The following is a 16,572-nucleotide window of genomic DNA, read 5'->3' as shown; positions in this document are numbered from 1 at the left end:
TTTTACCTCCTAATCAGAAGTGATTTCTGTCAGCTTGACTACATTTTTCGGCTTATCGTTAAACACCTTAAATAGCTTTTGTTCTTGAGGTGTTGACTCGATAAATACCTCATAGGCTTTTTGCAAAGCTATGGCATATTGCTCGAGTTTTTCTTCTGGTTTTAAATCAGGAAAATTCTCATCTACTTCTCTCATGAATTGAGAGAATTTTTTTAGAATATGTAAACGATTAACATTCACAAATGTTTGGTCGTAGGGCATTTCAAAGAATTGAAAGAATTCCTCTGCGTCTACGAGTTTCTTAAACTCATCAATATTCCGGCTCATTCACCCTTCTCCATTTTTTTAAGCTGTTGCTTAAGTTCATCTAGCTCGCGATAGATAGCATAAGTTTCAGCTGCAACATCCATCAATTTTTCAAAGTCTGTGGGTAATCCCTCTGCTAAGTCGTGCAGATCCATTTTCATTTGACCTGCTTTACTATTGAGCCGTCTGATTTTGCCTTTTAGTTCTTCAGTTGTCATTTGTTCAAAGTCAAAATTCCAGAGTCTAGAGGAGCCAGTGCGTTGGGCGGCTTTGCCGACTTGAAGCAACTGGCGTTCAAAAGTCCAGAGTCAAGAATCCAAACTCTTTTGACCCTTGACTATTGACGAATTAAAGCTTGCCAACTTCGGGGAAACGATTTACTAAATCGATGCCTTTTTCTATTAACTTGGCTCCCTCTTCTGCAACTTTTTCTAGGGAATCAAAGCCAAAGCGATGGGCATCACGTAAGGTTCTTGTGACTAACAAAAGGCGGCCAGTGAAAACAAGTACCCAACCAAACCCTTCGTGGTTGATATCAACTACAACCTGGGATATGAGACCTGTTTCCTTTTCAATACAAGCGGCTACAGCTCGATAAAATGCCATGATCCGTGCTAGAGTAATCGGATCTACATCACCATCAATAGGAATTTCCCGTTTCTTTGCTTTAGGAACTACATAGGGTTTAAGAATCAAATCATCAGACCACTTCCGGTATGTTCCATAGGTATCTTGTCCCCGGATTTGTTGGATGATCGCCTTCAGGAAAGGTGAGTTAGAGACTGTACTGCTGGCAGTTCCGTTAACACTATTATCTATAGTCATACTGTTGCTTCATTTTCTAATTCATCGGCAAAGTTTGTGTCTTTTTGCTTTAAAGCTTTACGCAACCAAGGTGGGGGATTACCTTTGAGTGTTTGGACTAATTTAGTTAATACTTCCGCGATTTCTTCTTCTTCCGATCGCGCTTTAATTGGGGTAACACCTTTTTTGATTAAACGTGCAGCAGCGCTACCACCAATTGCTAATACATAAACAATTGTGCAATCACCTAGCGCTTCTAGTTTTGGTGTGATTTTATCCTCGTTACCATCTTCTTTGAGGTCGCCATCAAAGCTTAAAGTCTCAACAAATGTAGATCCCTCATCAGAGACTTCATAAACCTCAATTTGTCTTGCCCATCCGAAGTGAGCATTAATATGAACTCGGTCACTTGTCGTAAAGGCAATCTTCATCGTTATTCGTCCTTTGTCATTTATTTTTGGTCATTTGTCATTGGTCATTTGTCATTTGCATTTAGTAATTTGAATATCTACTAATGACTAATGACGATTGACAAATGACAATACCGCTTACCAATCTCCGTGGAAATGTTTTACTCTCTCTTCTTCGGCTTCTAAAAAGAGGTTACCCATGCCAAACAAAAGCTCCATTGTGCCGCGGTAGCCGACTTTGGTAAATTGACCATTACCTAAGCGATCGTAAATGGGTATTCCGAGGCGATAGAGAGGAATGGATAACCGTTTAGCGATCGCACTTACGTTAGAATTGCCAATTAACAAGTCAGAGCCTACCGCTAGTTCCTCAAAGTCTTCCAAATCCCCGATTGTGACGCTTTTAATGGGGAGTTTTTCTAACAGAGGCGATCGCGTTGTGGTGACTGCAGCATGAATTTGCGCTCCCATTGATTGCAAGAAATGCACTGCTGACCACAACAAATCAGGTTCTAAAGCTAAAGATACGCGTTTAGCACCAAAATAAAAGTGAGTATCTAACATTGCGTCTTGCAGTTGGCGACGTTGGCGGCGATATTTTTCCGGGACGCTGTTACCGCTAAGAATCGCTAAAGCTTGCAAAAACTCATCCACAGGTTCTAAGCCTGTGAGTTGTCCAAAAACTTCATAGGGAATGCCAAACCGTTCTTGCAGAATCCGTGCTGCACCGCGCATACTTTCACCAAGTGCGATCGTGAAAGCAGAACCGCCAACTTCCCGCAGTTGAGCTACTGTTGTTCCACTGGCTGTAATCGCACTATAGGAATCTTCTAAGTGTCCATCTAAGGAAGCACTCAAATCGGGTACAACGATAGGAACTAGCCCAAAGCTAGTTACCATTTCTTTAATTTCTTGGATGTCTCCTGGTGTAAAAGACGAACCCGCCAAGATGGTGACTTGTTCAATTCTGGTAGCACAAGGACGCGGAATTTCCTGAACAATGCTTTCTACAGCTACTGCATAGCCATCTTGTAAAGCACCTTTAAAATCAGGTGTGGGCGCAAAAACAATTGGTAGCCGATCCAATTCTGGGTGACGTTCCCGAATCTCTTTCAAGAAACGTTCAATATCATCGCCTCTAGTTTCCGTTAACCCAGTGCTACATAAACCGATAATTTCTGGCTGAGATTTTTCTACCAAGGTCAGAATTGCTTGTTCCACATTGTCTTCACCACCCAAAATGGTAGTCACTTCCGTCATGGCTGTAGTTGCTAGGGGAATTGCTTCCCGAAAATGCCGTACTAAAACAACTTTGGCAAAAGCAGTACAACCTTGAGAGCCGTGAAATAAGGGAATCATGCCCTTTAATCCCAAGAAAGCTAAAGATGCACCCAAAGCTTGGCTTTGCTTTAAAGGATTAACTGTAACTGGTTTGTTGGGAGTAGTAACGATCGCCATTTAACTAATACCAAGTTTGAGTATAGAGAGATGAGATAGCAGGGGGATGGGGGAGATGAGGGGGATGGGGGAGATGAGGGGGATGAGGGGGATGAGGGGGATGAGGGGGATGAGGGAGATTAGGGAGAATTTTTTTACTCTTCCTAATCCCCAGTCCCCAATCCCCAGTCCCCTAAAGCACAGCCAATTGCTCAGATTCCTCAACCTCATCCCAAGGCGCTGGTTTGCGAATTTGTTCCCAAATTGGGCTGTAGAGTGCTTCGTATAATTCTCTGGCCATTTCCACCATGCCTACATAACCTGCGTAGGGATGGTGACGTTCTTGGTTAATGTCGAGGAAGGGTATCCGGGCTTTGAGGGCTGTATATTGGTTACGTCCCCCAGCAATTAACATATCGGCGTTGGTGTCTTTTACCAGTTGCAGCAATTCTTTAGCATTGCCTTTTTCCAGCATGATGCCATCGTTACCGATTAATTTTTTAATCTTGGCTTTGTCTTCTTCTGTACTCTTGCGGGTGCTGGTGGCGACCACTTCGATACCTAAGTCTTTTGCTGCGGAGATAATTGACCAGCTCTTAACACCGCCTGTATACAAGACAACGCGCTTGCCTTTGAGTCGCGCACGATAGGGAGCCAAAGCCAAATCTAGAGCAGCTGTTTCTTCAGCAATTAGCTTTTCTGTGCGCTCTTGTAAATCCGGATCTCCTAATTTAGCAGCAATATTTCGCAGACAACGATTCATATCATCGATGCCGTAGAAAGACTCTTCAATGTAAGGAATGCCGTAACGTTCCTCCATTTTTCTCGCCATGTTCAGCAAAGCGCGCGAGCAGATCATGACATTCAGCTTCGCACGGTGAGCGTAGGTAATTTCTTGATAGCGAGCATCACCTGTAATTTTTGATAAAACACGAATGCCCAATTTTTCCAATAGTGGTGTCACTCCCCACATTTCGCCGGCGATGTTGTACTCGCCGATTAAGTTAATATCATAAGGTGTAGTATATTCAGGTTCACACAAACGCTTACTACAACACCATTAGAGTTTCAATTGCAGACATCTGGAAAAAAGAAGGCAATATTGCTCAATGTATTTTATTTGAGGGCAGCTACACAATCCTGTTGTAAGTTCAACTATAGTTGATTTACAAGTGTAACTATAAACACTCGTGATTGAGCAATATCCCTGGCTCAAAAGTGGAGAATAAAATGCTATTACGCTCTGTTACTATTGCTTCAAGTGTAACTGTGTCAATCATATTAGGTCTATTTGTAGAGGTTCAACCTAGTACTAGCCAACTGTCCCAAGTAAATAATCAAGAAGTTCCACAAAGGAAATTGGAAATAGTTAAAAATCGTGACGATTTAATTCGTCTGAATGGTCAACGGGTGAAACTCATTGGACGTTACACATCTAGAAGCTGGAAACCCAACCCAGAATCTACCGGAATACCAGGATTTCAAGGACTGTATATCAAGTCACAAGTTGTGTTGGAGGATGAAACTAAGGTAAGTATTTACCCATCTTGGAATAAACAATCGTTGCGATCGCCTGATGAAGTAGAAAAATATAATAATCAAATCGTTGAAGCTATTGGAGTAGTACAGTTTGACGCTGCGCCCTTTCCAAATTCATCGACAAGGGAATCATTTATTAATTTAACGCAATTAAACTTATACAAACAGTAATAATTATTCAGCATCGTAGAGAAGATAGTATGAAACATTAAATTTCAACTTAGAGATTCATCAAATAAATATGCAAGTTTATTAGGATAATTAGTTAGTCCTGAAAATCTATATATTAAACGTATGACCAAGAGTTTGTTTGGAATATTAAATAATGTCTCTGACGGTAAACCAGGTTGGTCATTAAAGGAACGAGATACCCAGTTTATAGAGAGGTTAATGCCTATAGGGGAATGGTTGTATCGTTACTACTTTCAAGTAAAAACTGATGGCTGGGATTACATCCCAAAAGAAGGAAAGGTATTACTAGTTGGTTCTCATAACGGTGGGATGGCTTCTCCCGACTTGATTGTGATGATGTATGATTGGTTTTCCCGCTTTGGAACTGAGCGTTTGGTTTATGGTTTAATGCATCCTTATGCTTGGGAAATCAGTCCCATAATAGGTAAATTAGCTCAAAAATTAGGAGCAATTGTTGCCCATCCAAAAATGGCTAGTGCGGCTTTTGATCAAGGTGCTAGCGTTTTAGTATATCCAGGAGGACAATATGATATGTTTCGTCCTTATAGCCAACGCCATAAAATTAATTTTGCTGGAAATAAGGGTTTTATCAAACTAGCTTTAAAAGAAGAAGTTCCAATTATCCCATTAATATCTGTAGGCGCTCATGATACTTTGATAGTTTTATTTGACTGTTATGATTTAGTCAAACAATTGCATCAGTGGGGACTACCTTGGTTATATAAATTAGACCCCGGAGTATTTCCCATTTATTTAGGTTTACCTTGGGGTTTATCTATTGGCCCTTTACCTAATATTCCTTTACCTGTGCAAATTCATACTCGTGTATGTCCTCCAATTATTTTTGAGCGATATGGTAAAGACGCAGCTAGGGATAGGGATTATGTAAACGCTTGTTATGAGTTAGTTAATTTTCAAATGCAGCAGGAGTTAGATAAATTAGTTAGGGATTCTAGCGTGAAGATAGGGGCTATAGGCTAAAAAAAGAGATTGATAAAAATGTTTTCTGATAACATTTAAAATTTATTCTTCTGTTATTTGCATTTCTTAAAGCAAATCTGCTGGGCGCGATAATGCTTAATATTACGATGATATAAGCATGAAAGCGTGAATACACAACCCCTCATTTCTCCTCAAGAACTCACGTCGCTGTTAGCAGAAAATTCATCACAGGTTGTCATTATCGATACGCGCAGTCCAGAAGAATATGCTATTTCGCATATTCCTAACTCGATTAATATCAGAGATTTTTTTACCTATCTTTTAGATAATTCTTACCCAGCAGGGTTAAATAAATTGCAAGAGCATTTTCAAGAAATTCTCAGCAGTGTTGGAATTACTGGTACAGAATGGTTAATTGTGTATGAGGATGCTTTTAATAAAGGTTATGGTCAATCTTGTCGAGCAGCTTTTCTATTAAAATATTTAGGTTGCGCTCAGGTATCTGTTTTACATGGAGGATATAGAGCATGGCTGAAGGCGGAATTACCTACTACCAATGAAGTACCATTACGTGAATGCAGCATATTTAAATTGCATCCCAATTCTGAGATGATGGTGACTACCATCGAGATGTTGCAAGCAATTGATAATCCTGGAATTATTAAGTTAGATGTGCGCGATCGCGAAGAATGGTTGGGGTTAAGTTCTTCTCCTTATGCTCCAGATTTTTGTCCCCGTAAAGGTAGAATTCCTGATGCTTTGTGGTTAGAGTGGCATCGTTTAATGATATCTGATGCGGAAATACCTCTATTTCGCTCAAAGGCAGAAATCTTAGAAATTTGTGAATCTATAGGTATTACTTCAGATTCCATAGTATATATTTACTGCTTTAAAGGTTCTAGAGCAGCGAATACTTTAATTGCTTTACAAACAGCCGGAATTTACGCCAAAAATTATTTTGGTTCTTGGAATGAATGGTCTCGCGATTTTTCGCTACCTATTGATAGTAAAGTGATATGAAAAAGCCCATCTCAAGTGGAGTATTAGCCTTTGAAAATAATATCGTAAAGTGACAGTAGAATCTCTACCACAATGAGAATTACTACATACCACTCAACTCGCTGGCTACTGCTATGCTGCATAAACTCCAGTACTGTTTGTGCGGTTTGGGAAATTAGGTCTAGTTTACGTTCCAAAGCATGGTGACGTTCGCGGATTTCGTACTCATCTTCTAATCGCAGATATAAGTTTTCTAACTGTGGAGATTCCCAGAGTAACTCTGGTTTATCAATAATCTCTACTCGTCCTACAATTTTATGTTGAACTAACAACGTAGTGCCAAGTTGACGCAATAATTCCCGACTCTGGCGTGAACTTCTGTGTTCACTCTGGAGGCTAGCTGCAAATGGTTCAATTTGATCAAATACAGTCGCTAGGCTAGTTTCATAATGAGATAACACAACACTTTTAGCGAGAATATCAGCTACTATCTGCAAGCGTTCTACACTAAAGTCTTGCAACAAAATTTTTCCTTCCTTAACTCTCTCACTTTCGGCAAGTCTGAGCTTAATTTCTACTTCTTCTGTTTCTGGGTTGGCAAAAGCGTCACTAACTTGTGAGGATAGTTTAGTTAAGAAGTCTACCTTTTCTACAGGCTCAAGGTTAAATAGAACAACTGCACCATAGTCGAACAATACTGCGCCACCCTGTTCACCGACTGTAACCACTACTGGCATAGTCGCCAAGCAAATGTAATTCTCCAATGTTTTGAGATTAATTTTTTTACCAAGGAATAGGGCCTGCGCGCTAAAGCTATTTCTGTCATTAAAAAGTAATTTTTGCATTTTTGCCCTATGCTATGTTCTGCCTGTTAATCTATGGGGTAGTGATAGAAATTAATAAATTATCCCAATTTTTGAAGTCAACACGAATGTTTTTCCCCCATATACTCTAGTGTAAATAAGATGGGATATTTTTTAGTTGACGGTTCTTCAATTTGTGGGTGATTTGCCAGCTATACGCTTTGGTGAAGAGCATGAAAGATTAATTTGTTAGTGGTTGAACAAGCCAGCAGAATTGGGGGACGGTTGCGTCCCCCAAACCCCCTCCAAAATTATTCTTGAGTTTTTTTTGAGTAACTAGTACAAGTCGGCGTAAATAAACAGACCATCTGTAATTGCTAAAAGGCTTGTTCTATCACTATTCTTTCTTTTTACTTTTTACTTTTTACTTTTGCCTTGTTGTACTAGACTATTTGTTTTTATTCGCCGATCGCAGTTTGCCTGAGTTCCTGATCGCTCTCTTCCAGATCTTACCCAAGCAATATCTTGATCTGAATCAAGGGTCATTTGGGTATCTCGCTGTATATCGCTGTGAAACCCGCCACGGGTGGGAAATCCTGCATTATTGCGCGGGCTGGTGAACATATGATAAACAATGACTGCCTCAGTTTTCTCAAAAAGATACTGTTGTGCAAGGGTATCTGCACCTCTTGCATCGCCAACTATAAAGCACTGATTTTGAGCGATCGCGCAATCAATCACAGGACGGTAATACATCTCAAATTCCGCCTGAGTTAAGTCGAGATGCCCACTGATAAAATTGACAAGTCTTTTACTTTTCATCGACTGTTGTTAATTTTCTTACAACTCTCGCATCAGTTGCTTTAGTACATTTATACTGTTATAATACCGCTGAACGCTGAGGCTTTCACCTAAACATTACCCAAGTCTTATTTCACAAACATTAAAACAACTCGGCAACAATGTTTCTGTTTGCAGATAGAAGCATTGTTTACTTTGCCATGAATTCCCTTAAGTAGATGGAGGATTAGGTATGGATAATAGTCCCAGCATTATCTCACATATCTCGATTGGCACGAATGATTTTGCAAGGGCGATCGCATTTTACGACAAAGTACTACCCACCCTTGGCTGTCAGCGAATTATGGAACATCCGGGTGCGGTTGCTTATGGTAAGCAGTTTCCAGAATTTTGGGTACAAACGCCATTTGATGGTAAACCTGCAACCGTCGGGAATGGTACTCACATTGGCTTTATCGCACCAACTAAAGAATCAGTTCATGCGTTTTATCAAGCAGCATTAGCGGCGGGAGGAGCGGATGATGGTGCGCCAGGCCCAAGACCGCACTATGGTGAACCATACTATGGTTGCTTTGTCCGCGATCCCGATGGTCATAAAGTAGAAGCTTCTTATTGGGATATGGAACTGATTCAGGAACTCTATGTTGATGAAGTCTAGGTAAGATAGGACTGGAATCAATACTACTCGGTTAAGCGTTTTGAACTCAAAATTGATTTTGGGGAAAAGGTTAAAAGTTAAGGATTAAAGGTTTTTTCTTTTCCTTTTCCCATTCCCCTTTTTCCCCTTAACCGACAAGTATTGGGACTGGAATTTCTATTTGGCTAACTTGATAGATAAAACTTGATAACCAGCGCCTTGAGCCATGCATTGACCATCAGCATCCAAAGGGCAAGCAACTTGATTGGGTGATGGGCGAGTTCCTACAACGTACTCTGCGGTAATTTCTACTTCTTGATTCTGAAGCGATCGCAATTGATCGCGAGAAACTTGCACAGATGGACGCAACACTAACCGACTTTGGTTTGGGGTGTGAGAAATGAGAAAAAATTCCTCTCCAAGATAAGCTCTAACTGACATCACGGGAGGAATTTCTTCATAAATTAATTTTCCCCGCCCAGAAAATATTTTTGGTTGATTCATAGCGTTATTTGATTGTTGCCATAATCCCCAGCGATGATTTTTCGCATTAGCTTCAGCAATTAAATATTGGGTTTTGCTTTCGGAGCAATTTTGTAAAGATTCACGGTCAACAACAGCATTACCGGACTCTACCATCAGCAGATTAACTGAGCGATTATTCACAAATACTTCACCAACGATGCGATCGCTTCCTAGTTTTTCTGTGCGTCTAATCACAACTGAACTTAAAGGTGGTAATAACTTTTTCAGTCTTTGTGTTGCTGGTATTGCCTGAGTAGTCGCTTTTGGTACATGAATACAGGCTAGCTGGAGTGTAATTTTTTGTCCTGCATTATCTTTAATGCGAATTGTTTCAGCATCTACAACCCCTACGATTGTAGCTAGCACTAAAATTATTTCTAGTAGCTCCATGTATTTTTGTATAGTTATTTATGTATAGATTTATAATTTTATAGCACGTACTAGGCGATCGCCTGCTGCGGTTGTCTCTAACCATTGCAAATTCTACGTCTAAACTAATGTGGGCAATACTTTTAGACTGATTATTAGCTACTTGACAAGCCGATGATGTACTTATATACATGAGATTATTCAGAAAACTTCTCGGTTTTTTTACCGATTTGCTGTATCCTAGTTAATCCAAGCAAAAATTTTCACAACTATACTTCATAAAAGATTCTTACGGGTCTGTCTGAAGATTATTGAATAAATACATGAATGACTAACACAATTTATGTAACAATTTTCATTGCCTAAATTTATAAAATTAACAGAAGAGTGCCATGAAACTGATCAAAAAATCCGAAAAACTCCTGCTCCAGAAAATGAAAGATATGGAGGAAATTGAAGACATTAATCTTCAAGAAGATCCTCTCGACCCTCTTGATTCTCCAGAATCAATAGAACCAGAACAACCAGCTTTGAATCTCGAATATCGAGAGCCTGACTATATTCCTTACCGTCATTACCCTGTAGTTCAATCAGTTGGGAATACAGGTTGGCAGGTTTCGGAGATTTGGAAGGAAATAAGATTAGATAATTTCTCGTAATGCTTAATGACCATTAACATCACGAGAAATTATCTGATTTTCAATGTAGGATAAAATTAGAGGAGAAAAAGTCAGACTCTTAAGTTTGTAAGAGAGTGGCAGTTATTTTCCCCTCAAGTATTAATACCAGTTTTCAACAAGAATGCGACAAGTACATGAGTAGGGGTGCAAAAGTTTGCGCCCCTACAAATGTTTGATATTTTGCTAATATTTCTAGCGTAGAATAACACTTACGCGAGATTTAGATCCCCGACTTTTTGAAAAAGTCGGGGATCTGCGTAGCACTTGAGTAGGATGTGTTGGCTTTATCCTAATGCATCCTAGATTTTTTAGAATTGCAATTTTGATTTTTGGCAGGGTTCGGTATACCTTTATTCTTTATCGGCTTTCTGTAAAATCAGCAATTCATCTTTACTACCTAAAAAAAGCTTACAGTTAACAGAAATTTTGAGGTTACTAGCTATTTTTAGAGTTAATGATGGAGCCGCTACAAATGAAACGATGTGAAACCTTAGCCGAATTAATAGCACGCACTGTAGTTGAATTTGAGCAACGGGAGCTAGAATTGCAAAAAGCTCAGATGCAGCCCCAGAAAAAAAGTACTAAGAAGCGTAAATCTAAAAAAGCTGCTTAGTGTAAATATAGTAGTTCAACTCCTGTTACCAGGTTGCCATCTACCAATATTTTTTTGATACTCCCTTTAAGTAAAGCTTGTTTGTCTTCTGGTTGTAATCCTTCCCAGTATCTTGGGTTAGAAAATGCCATCACAATTCTTTCTTTAGCTATTAGATATTGTTTAGATGCGTTGTTGGTGGTAGCGATCGCATTGGCGATTTGCATCCTGATATCTTCTTTAGCTTTGGCAATTGCGGGATTTGATGGTAACGCTTCTAGAGTATTTAATGATGCTCGCAATGTTTTTATTTCTGGTGATTCCTCTGGAGAATCAACTTTTTGTTCTACTAAACCAGCTAACTTTTCGGCTTCACTAACTAGATGATGAATTACCTGTTTTTCTAATTCATCAGAAGCAATCATCCGCCCGTTTTGACAAGCGCCAGTCCGATAAAAGCTGCATTGATAGTGATGACGTACAAAACCTTTGCGTTTCACTAATTTCTTGCACTGGCGACTATAAGCTGCACCACAATGAGCGCATTTTACCAAATTGGCGAAGGGATTGACATATTTTTGCTCGGTAGCCCAGCGGTTATTTCGATTCTCCCGAATCATGGCTTTGATGCGTTCATGTTCTTCACGGCCGATAATCGCTTCGTCTTCGTGGGTTCCCCATGTCACTTCCCATTCATCAAAGGGTTTGCGGTGTCCTTTAGGACGAACTAATGTATTGTATAGTGTCCCCCCTGCATAGATAGGGTTGACAAGTATAGAGCGTAACCCAGAAACTGACCATTTCAACCCCGTGTGGGGATAACGCAGATTTAAAGCCCCTCCGCGCGATTTGTTGATATTCTCGAGTACGATTTCTTCTTCCTCTTCTAAGAGGTTAATTCTCGTATCAGTGGCTTTGGGGACAGCGTTTGCTTGGATACCAAAAGTATCATGCAGTACTTTCACTGTTTGGGAGACTGTGCCTATTCTTAAGAATGTATCAAAGACAAATCGCATTAACTGCGATCGCGTCAACTCTCTCTTACCTGCAATTAAACATACGCAAAGCCTTTCATCTCGTTTGTATTTTTCATCCTCAACGATATAACCCAAGGGTGCGTTCCAGTGAGGCTTTTTATTGGCTTTGCGGGTGTCGCGCTCTTTTTTAACTCGCATTGCTAGCATTTTCACCTCATACTTAGATGCTGCTAGTCTCACATCAATAGTTAACTCGCCCCCAATACTCGATAAATCAAACGGCTCATCTAGCGCATAAGGCTGTATACCTTTCTTTTTTAACGCATCCATCAACCGATAAAAGGTCATTGATGAAGATGTTAAACGGTCAATCCGGATAAATAACAGCTTCGATACTTTTCCTGGTGCAGATGTGTTGATATCTTCAATTAACTGTAACAGCCCTTTCCTTTGATCGCTGGTACGGCTTTCTACGTCGTAATATATGTGCGTTGCACCAGCATCACGCAACCGACGCATCTGTTTGATTAACGAGCCTTGATCTTCAGCCTGTTCATCTGTGGAAACCCGCGCATAACCCCAAACGTCCATATATCAAACCATAGCAGCGTTAGTTCATTTTATCTGATAGCCAACGCATTAGTTCACTGTTGTTCACCGAGCCAGTTGACCTATTAATCGGTAACTCCTACGGTAAGTACCTGTGGCGCGATTGCAAGGTACCCTTAGTCAGAATTGGCTATCCCATCATGGATCGTCACCACCTGCACCGCTACAGCACCATCGGTTACCAAGGTGTAATCAATCTCCTCAACTGGGTTGTTAATACAATCTTCGAGGACATCGATCAACGCACCAATATTCCTTCTAAGACTGACATTTCTTACGACTTAGTTCGATAGAAATTAAAGTCACTCGCGGCATATATAAAAAGTAAAAAGTAAAAGATATATCTTTTTACTTTTTACTTTTTCCTTGTACCTGAGGTATTGATTATGGCAAGTATTAGTCAGGGTCACTCTCATCCTCATCCTAATTACCATCCACCAAACTATAAACGCTCTGGTTCTTTTGATATTCTGCAACCTTTGCGCCGTCTGGTAGATGGTATTCCGGTAAAAAATGCTCGTTTTGCCCATCTACTCTGTAGAGTAATACCTTGCTGTTGCCCGTTTGAGCGCGATATCAATTTATTTGGGCGGACTTACCATGTTCCAGCAATGTGCAAATTTAATCCTTTGTATGACGAGGTCGTTAGTTTGCGCTTCCGAGCTTTATCTTTTCTTGCCGATGAATGTGGTGAGGATGTAACGAAATACATTTGTTAGACCTAGACATTAATCAATACCCATTACCTATTACCATTAGTCATCACTTATTAGTCATTAGTCATTAGTTCTTAATTTATTTAAATGACAAATGACAAATGAAAGAGAACACTTAACACCAATTCTGTAAAATTCAGCAATAATTCTAAACGCATAAATCTAGAAAACTCAGGTTTTCTTAATTTTGAATTTTGAATTTTGAATTTTGAATTGGTATACTGCCATCCAGCAAGAGAAGAGAGATGAAAATCACCCAAGGCAAAATTAACGAGCTGCTTAGTGAGCCAGGATGCGAGCATAATCAGCACAAGCAGAGCGAAAAGAAAAATAAATCTTGTGCCCAACAAGCACAACCAGGCGCAGCTCAAGGGGGTTGTGCTTTTGATGGCGCAATGATTGCTCTAGTACCAATTACTGATGCGGCTCATTTAGTCCACGGGCCGATCGCCTGTGCTGGTAACTCCTGGGGTAGTCGTGGTAGTCTCTCTTCTGGCCCCATGCTTTACAAAACGGGCTTTACCACAGACTTAAGCGAAAATGATGTCATCTTTGGTGGCGAGAAAAAGCTCTACAAAGCTATTGTAGAAATACATCAGCGCTACAACCCAGCAGCCGTGTTTGTTTACGCCACCTGTGTGACGGCTTTGATTGGTGATGATATTGATGCTGTTTGCAAAACTGCGGCAGAAAAATTAGGAACTCCTGTGATCCCAGTAATTGCGCCGGGATTTATTGGCAGCAAAAACCTGGGTAATCGCTTTGGCGGTGAAGCTTTGCTGGAATATGTAGTTGGTACAGCAGAACCTGAACACTTTCAACAACACCGCTGATGATATGATTTTCCGACTGATTTGAATGGATTCCCATGAAAGTTTACGGTTACGCCCGCGTGAGTACACAAGAACAAGCTGAGGAATTTGACGCACTAAATCAGCAAGTAGCCAGATTAAAAGCAGCGGGTGCAACGGAAGTTTTAATAGATATCGAGTCAGGACGCAACGATGAGAGAAAACAGTATAACGAGTTGCTGAAGTTGGTACAACAAAACCAAGTTGATGAAATTATCATCACTCGCGTCGATCGCTTGGGTAGAAGTGTGATTACTATCCATAAAGCGATCGATGTTTTCGTGAAGCATAATGTCAATCTGCGGATATTGGATGCACCCGTTGACCCCAATTCCCCCTTTGGTTGGTTTAGTATTAATCAAATGTCGGGGTTAGCAGAATTTGAATCCAGGCTGTTATCCCAACGGATTCGCCACGGAAATAATTATTTTCGCCAGCAATTAAAATATTGCGTTCCCCCCTTCGGATATGCAAAAGATGAAAATCAGCGGTTAACCCCTAATAATAATATTCACCCCCAATCAGGGAAGAGTTACTTTGAGTTAGCTAAGATAATTATCGACTTAACCCTGTCGATGCGATCGCTTAAGGATGTTTGCGATTATATTTACACCGAATATGAAATAGTTTTTAGCATCGCTGGTTTGCGAGATTGGGTGAAAAACCCCGCACTGCAAGGGCATACAGCTTATTTTTTCCGCAAAAAGAAAGGCGTTAATCGAGAACCAATTATTAATTTCAACACCCACGAAGCCTTAATTACCGCCGCCACAGTAGAAGCTATCCAACGCAAGCTGTCAGAAAATAAGAAGTATCGCAGTTCTGCAACATCCACCCGTGGCGATTATCCACTCGCAGGCTTAATTAAATGCGCCCATTGTAGCGGCAGTATGTATCGTAACTTTTCCCGCCATAAAACTAAAGTTGAGTACATTCGCTGCGTTAATTACAACAAACCGGGAAAATATCACTGCGAAAACTCCAAATGTACCCGACTGCGGGAAATCATCGCCCAGACGATCGCAACTTTATGTGAAAATGCACCCCATTTAATCGAACATCTAGAAACTCAGTCAACAACAATGCAGGTGGTGAATACCAAAGACATTGACAAGTTCACCAATGAATTATCCGTGCTGCGGGGACTTCGCAGTTCTAACCCCGATATCATGGAAGCGATCGCCAAAATCGAGGCGACAATTAACACCCTATCAACACCCACTAGAATTGTTGATAGGGATGCTTTTGAAAATGCCAAGCGAAAAATAGCGATCGCTTCTCAGGCTACATTTTGGGAATCGCTGGATGATTCAGAACTGCGATCGGCGTTGGCTGAGTTCGTAGAGAAAGTTGAAGTGGACTCGTCAGGAATTATCACTCCTACCTTTAAATTGCCATTAACCCTATCCTCAATGCGCCCATAGGTTTTAATGAACTCTTCTGGAGACATATTCCCAACCTTCAAGTCCCCGTAGTATCTTTCATAAGCTGCGAGTAACTTGTCATTGAGCATTTTTAGCACTTTTTGAGAATGTGTTGAACTCATAAAACATTCTGTAGCGATGTTTTTAGGTTATTTCTTGGGTGGAATTTTTCTGTTAGCAGTGAACGACTTACACAACGCTACGTTCAAGCACAGAGATACTTGCAGCTAAAATTTTCACACTAGTACCGCAAGGCGGAATTCAAAATTCAAAATTCAAAATTAAGACATAATAAGGGTTTTGTTGATTTTGAATGGTCTGTTTATTTACGCCGTGCTGTACTAGTTCTTTTAACAGCTTCTCCACTGAAAAAAGCTTCTCGTGCGTTACGGCTATATTAAAATACAGTTCAGTCAAGAAAATTAATTGATCACAAAACCAAAAAACTAGTTACTCAACAAAAAAACAGAATAATCATTTTGGAGGGGGTTTGGGGGACGCAACCGTCACCCAATCGGGGGTTTGGGGGAGAATCCCCCAATTCTTCTGGCTTTTTTAATAAGTGACAAATCAATCACTAATGAGCTTAACCCAAGCGTATTGGGCTATATTATTGATATTTTTTCAGAAATCAAATCAGATTCCTATAGTTTGATTTAAAAAATTACCAATACTTAATAGTAATATATTTATCAATTAATAGTTTCTTTTCCACTTAGAATAATTTGCATTTTCAGGCTGAAATAGTCAAGCATCTATTTAAAGGAATCTCTATCTTGCTTATATAGTTAAAACTAACAAAGCCCCGAAATAAATTCAGGGCTTCGCTTCTTAAACCATTTATTAAATGCCAGCTATAAATCTTTGCCAGCGCTTTTATCTATGTAACTATCTTCGCTCAATTCTTTGCTGAAAGCTAGGGGAGATCTACCCAACTTTTACCTAATTTTGCTTAGGTA

17 protein-coding genes and 3 pseudogenes are annotated in these 16,572 nt (G+C 40.1%); 10 read left to right on the top strand and 10 right to left on the bottom strand.

What is annotated here, in order from left to right; genetic code table 11:
• Window positions 1-9 precede the first annotated feature (9 nt).
• The 6 genes and pseudogenes from nifW to HGR01_RS27495 all read right to left on the bottom strand — a co-directional run.
• Window positions 10-327, bottom strand: coding sequence for a nitrogenase-stabilizing/protective protein NifW (gene nifW / locus HGR01_RS27520; RefSeq protein WP_045868660.1), 318 nt, complete (start codon window positions 325-327; stop codon window positions 10-12).
• Complete coding sequence (locus HGR01_RS27515) at window positions 324-524, bottom strand: CCE_0567 family metalloprotein (protein WP_045868969.1); 201 nt, start codon at window positions 522-524, stop codon at window positions 324-326. Before HGR01_RS27515 ends, nifW begins: the two co-directional genes overlap by 4 nt.
• Window positions 525-654: 130 nt before the next feature.
• Window positions 655-1,131, bottom strand: coding sequence for a NifX-associated nitrogen fixation protein (locus tag HGR01_RS27510; RefSeq protein ID WP_045868661.1), 477 nt, complete (start codon window positions 1,129-1,131; stop codon window positions 655-657).
• Window positions 1,128-1,541, bottom strand: coding sequence for a nitrogen fixation protein NifX (gene nifX, locus HGR01_RS27505; protein ID WP_194007725.1), 414 nt, complete (start codon window positions 1,539-1,541; stop codon window positions 1,128-1,130). The genes HGR01_RS27510 and nifX overlap by 4 nt, the downstream gene beginning before the upstream one ends.
• A gap of 117 nt (window positions 1,542-1,658) precedes the next feature.
• On the bottom strand, window positions 1,659-2,978 hold the full coding sequence (gene nifN / locus HGR01_RS27500; RefSeq protein ID WP_045868663.1) for a nitrogenase iron-molybdenum cofactor biosynthesis protein NifN: 1,320 nt from the start codon (window positions 2,976-2,978) through the stop codon (window positions 1,659-1,661).
• 172 nt (window positions 2,979-3,150) lie between these two features.
• A pseudogene (locus HGR01_RS27495) lies at window positions 3,151-3,993 on the bottom strand (nitrogenase component 1); the annotation flags it as partial.
• A gap of 233 nt (window positions 3,994-4,226) precedes the next feature.
• Here HGR01_RS27495 and HGR01_RS27490 point away from each other — a divergent pair.
• The 3 genes from HGR01_RS27490 to HGR01_RS27480 all read left to right on the top strand — a co-directional run bounded on the left by HGR01_RS27490 (window position 4,227) and on the right by HGR01_RS27480 (window position 6,650).
• Entirely contained in the window at window positions 4,227-4,667 is a 441-nt protein-coding gene (locus tag HGR01_RS27490; RefSeq protein WP_235623014.1) for a hypothetical protein, read from the top strand.
• 123 nt (window positions 4,668-4,790) lie between these two features.
• The gene (locus tag HGR01_RS27485; RefSeq protein ID WP_045868665.1) at window positions 4,791-5,669 is read left to right on the top strand and encodes a lysophospholipid acyltransferase family protein; all 879 of its coding nucleotides are present in this window, start codon (window positions 4,791-4,793) and stop codon (window positions 5,667-5,669) included.
• A 126-nt stretch (window positions 5,670-5,795) separates the two neighbouring features.
• Window positions 5,796-6,650 (top strand): sulfurtransferase, encoded by an 855-nt coding sequence (locus HGR01_RS27480; protein ID WP_096621819.1) that lies wholly within the window; start codon window positions 5,796-5,798, stop codon window positions 6,648-6,650.
• 23 nt (window positions 6,651-6,673) lie between these two features.
• On the opposite strand, the gene HGR01_RS27475 is transcribed toward HGR01_RS27480, so the two are convergent.
• On the bottom strand, window positions 6,674-7,474 hold the full coding sequence (locus tag HGR01_RS27475; RefSeq protein ID WP_045868667.1) for an RMD1 family protein: 801 nt from the start codon (window positions 7,472-7,474) through the stop codon (window positions 6,674-6,676).
• Between the two features lie 375 nt (window positions 7,475-7,849).
• A complete protein-coding gene (locus HGR01_RS27470; RefSeq protein WP_045868668.1) occupies window positions 7,850-8,254 on the bottom strand; it encodes a hypothetical protein in 405 nt (134 codons plus the stop codon).
• 211 nt (window positions 8,255-8,465) lie between these two features.
• Here HGR01_RS27470 and HGR01_RS27465 point away from each other — a divergent pair, with 211 nt between their 5' ends.
• The gene (locus HGR01_RS27465; protein WP_045868669.1) at window positions 8,466-8,891 is read left to right on the top strand and encodes a VOC family protein; all 426 of its coding nucleotides are present in this window, start codon (window positions 8,466-8,468) and stop codon (window positions 8,889-8,891) included.
• A 156-nt stretch (window positions 8,892-9,047) separates the two neighbouring features.
• On the opposite strand, the gene HGR01_RS27460 is transcribed toward HGR01_RS27465, so the two are convergent.
• On the bottom strand, window positions 9,048-9,761 hold the full coding sequence (locus HGR01_RS27460) for a thermonuclease family protein (protein ID WP_235623015.1): 714 nt from the start codon (window positions 9,759-9,761) through the stop codon (window positions 9,048-9,050).
• Window positions 9,762-10,156: 395 nt separating this feature from the next.
• Here HGR01_RS27460 and HGR01_RS27455 point away from each other — a divergent pair, with 395 nt between their 5' ends.
• Window positions 10,157-10,423, top strand: coding sequence for a hypothetical protein (locus HGR01_RS27455; RefSeq protein WP_045868671.1), 267 nt, complete (start codon window positions 10,157-10,159; stop codon window positions 10,421-10,423).
• Window positions 10,424-10,916: 493 nt separating this feature from the next.
• Window positions 10,917-11,057 (top strand): hypothetical protein, encoded by a 141-nt coding sequence (locus tag HGR01_RS27450; protein WP_168160939.1) that lies wholly within the window; start codon window positions 10,917-10,919, stop codon window positions 11,055-11,057.
• On the opposite strand, the gene xisF (HGR01_RS27445) is transcribed toward HGR01_RS27450, so the two are convergent.
• The gene (gene xisF, locus HGR01_RS27445; RefSeq protein ID WP_045868672.1) at window positions 11,054-12,604 is read right to left on the bottom strand and encodes a fdxN element excision recombinase XisF; all 1,551 of its coding nucleotides are present in this window, start codon (window positions 12,602-12,604) and stop codon (window positions 11,054-11,056) included. The two genes, HGR01_RS27450 and xisF (HGR01_RS27445), sit on opposite strands and share 4 nt — an antisense overlap.
• 50 nt (window positions 12,605-12,654) lie before the next feature.
• Here xisF (HGR01_RS27445) and HGR01_RS27440 point away from each other — a divergent pair.
• The 4 genes and pseudogenes from HGR01_RS27440 to xisF (HGR01_RS27425) form a co-directional block, all read left to right on the top strand.
• Window positions 12,655-12,915, top strand: a pseudogene (locus HGR01_RS27440) (nitrogenase component 1); the annotation flags it as partial.
• A 93-nt stretch (window positions 12,916-13,008) separates the two neighbouring features.
• Entirely contained in the window at window positions 13,009-13,341 is a 333-nt protein-coding gene (locus HGR01_RS27435; protein ID WP_045868673.1) for a Mo-dependent nitrogenase C-terminal domain-containing protein, read from the top strand.
• A gap of 242 nt (window positions 13,342-13,583) precedes the next feature.
• Window positions 13,584-14,153: pseudogene (locus HGR01_RS27430) on the top strand (nitrogenase component 1); the annotation flags it as partial.
• 53 nt (window positions 14,154-14,206) lie between these two features.
• The gene (gene xisF, locus HGR01_RS27425; RefSeq protein WP_045868674.1) at window positions 14,207-15,613 is read left to right on the top strand and encodes a fdxN element excision recombinase XisF; all 1,407 of its coding nucleotides are present in this window, start codon (window positions 14,207-14,209) and stop codon (window positions 15,611-15,613) included.
• Window positions 15,614-16,572: the final 959 nt, after the last annotated feature.

Origin of the sequence: Tolypothrix sp. PCC 7712, from assembly GCF_025860405.1 — a bacterium.
Taxonomy (GTDB): domain Bacteria; phylum Cyanobacteriota; class Cyanobacteriia; order Cyanobacteriales; family Nostocaceae; genus Aulosira; species Aulosira diplosiphon.
The sequence above is the reverse complement of the archived record's forward strand: the minus strand, read 5'-3'. Positions and strand labels throughout refer to the sequence as shown.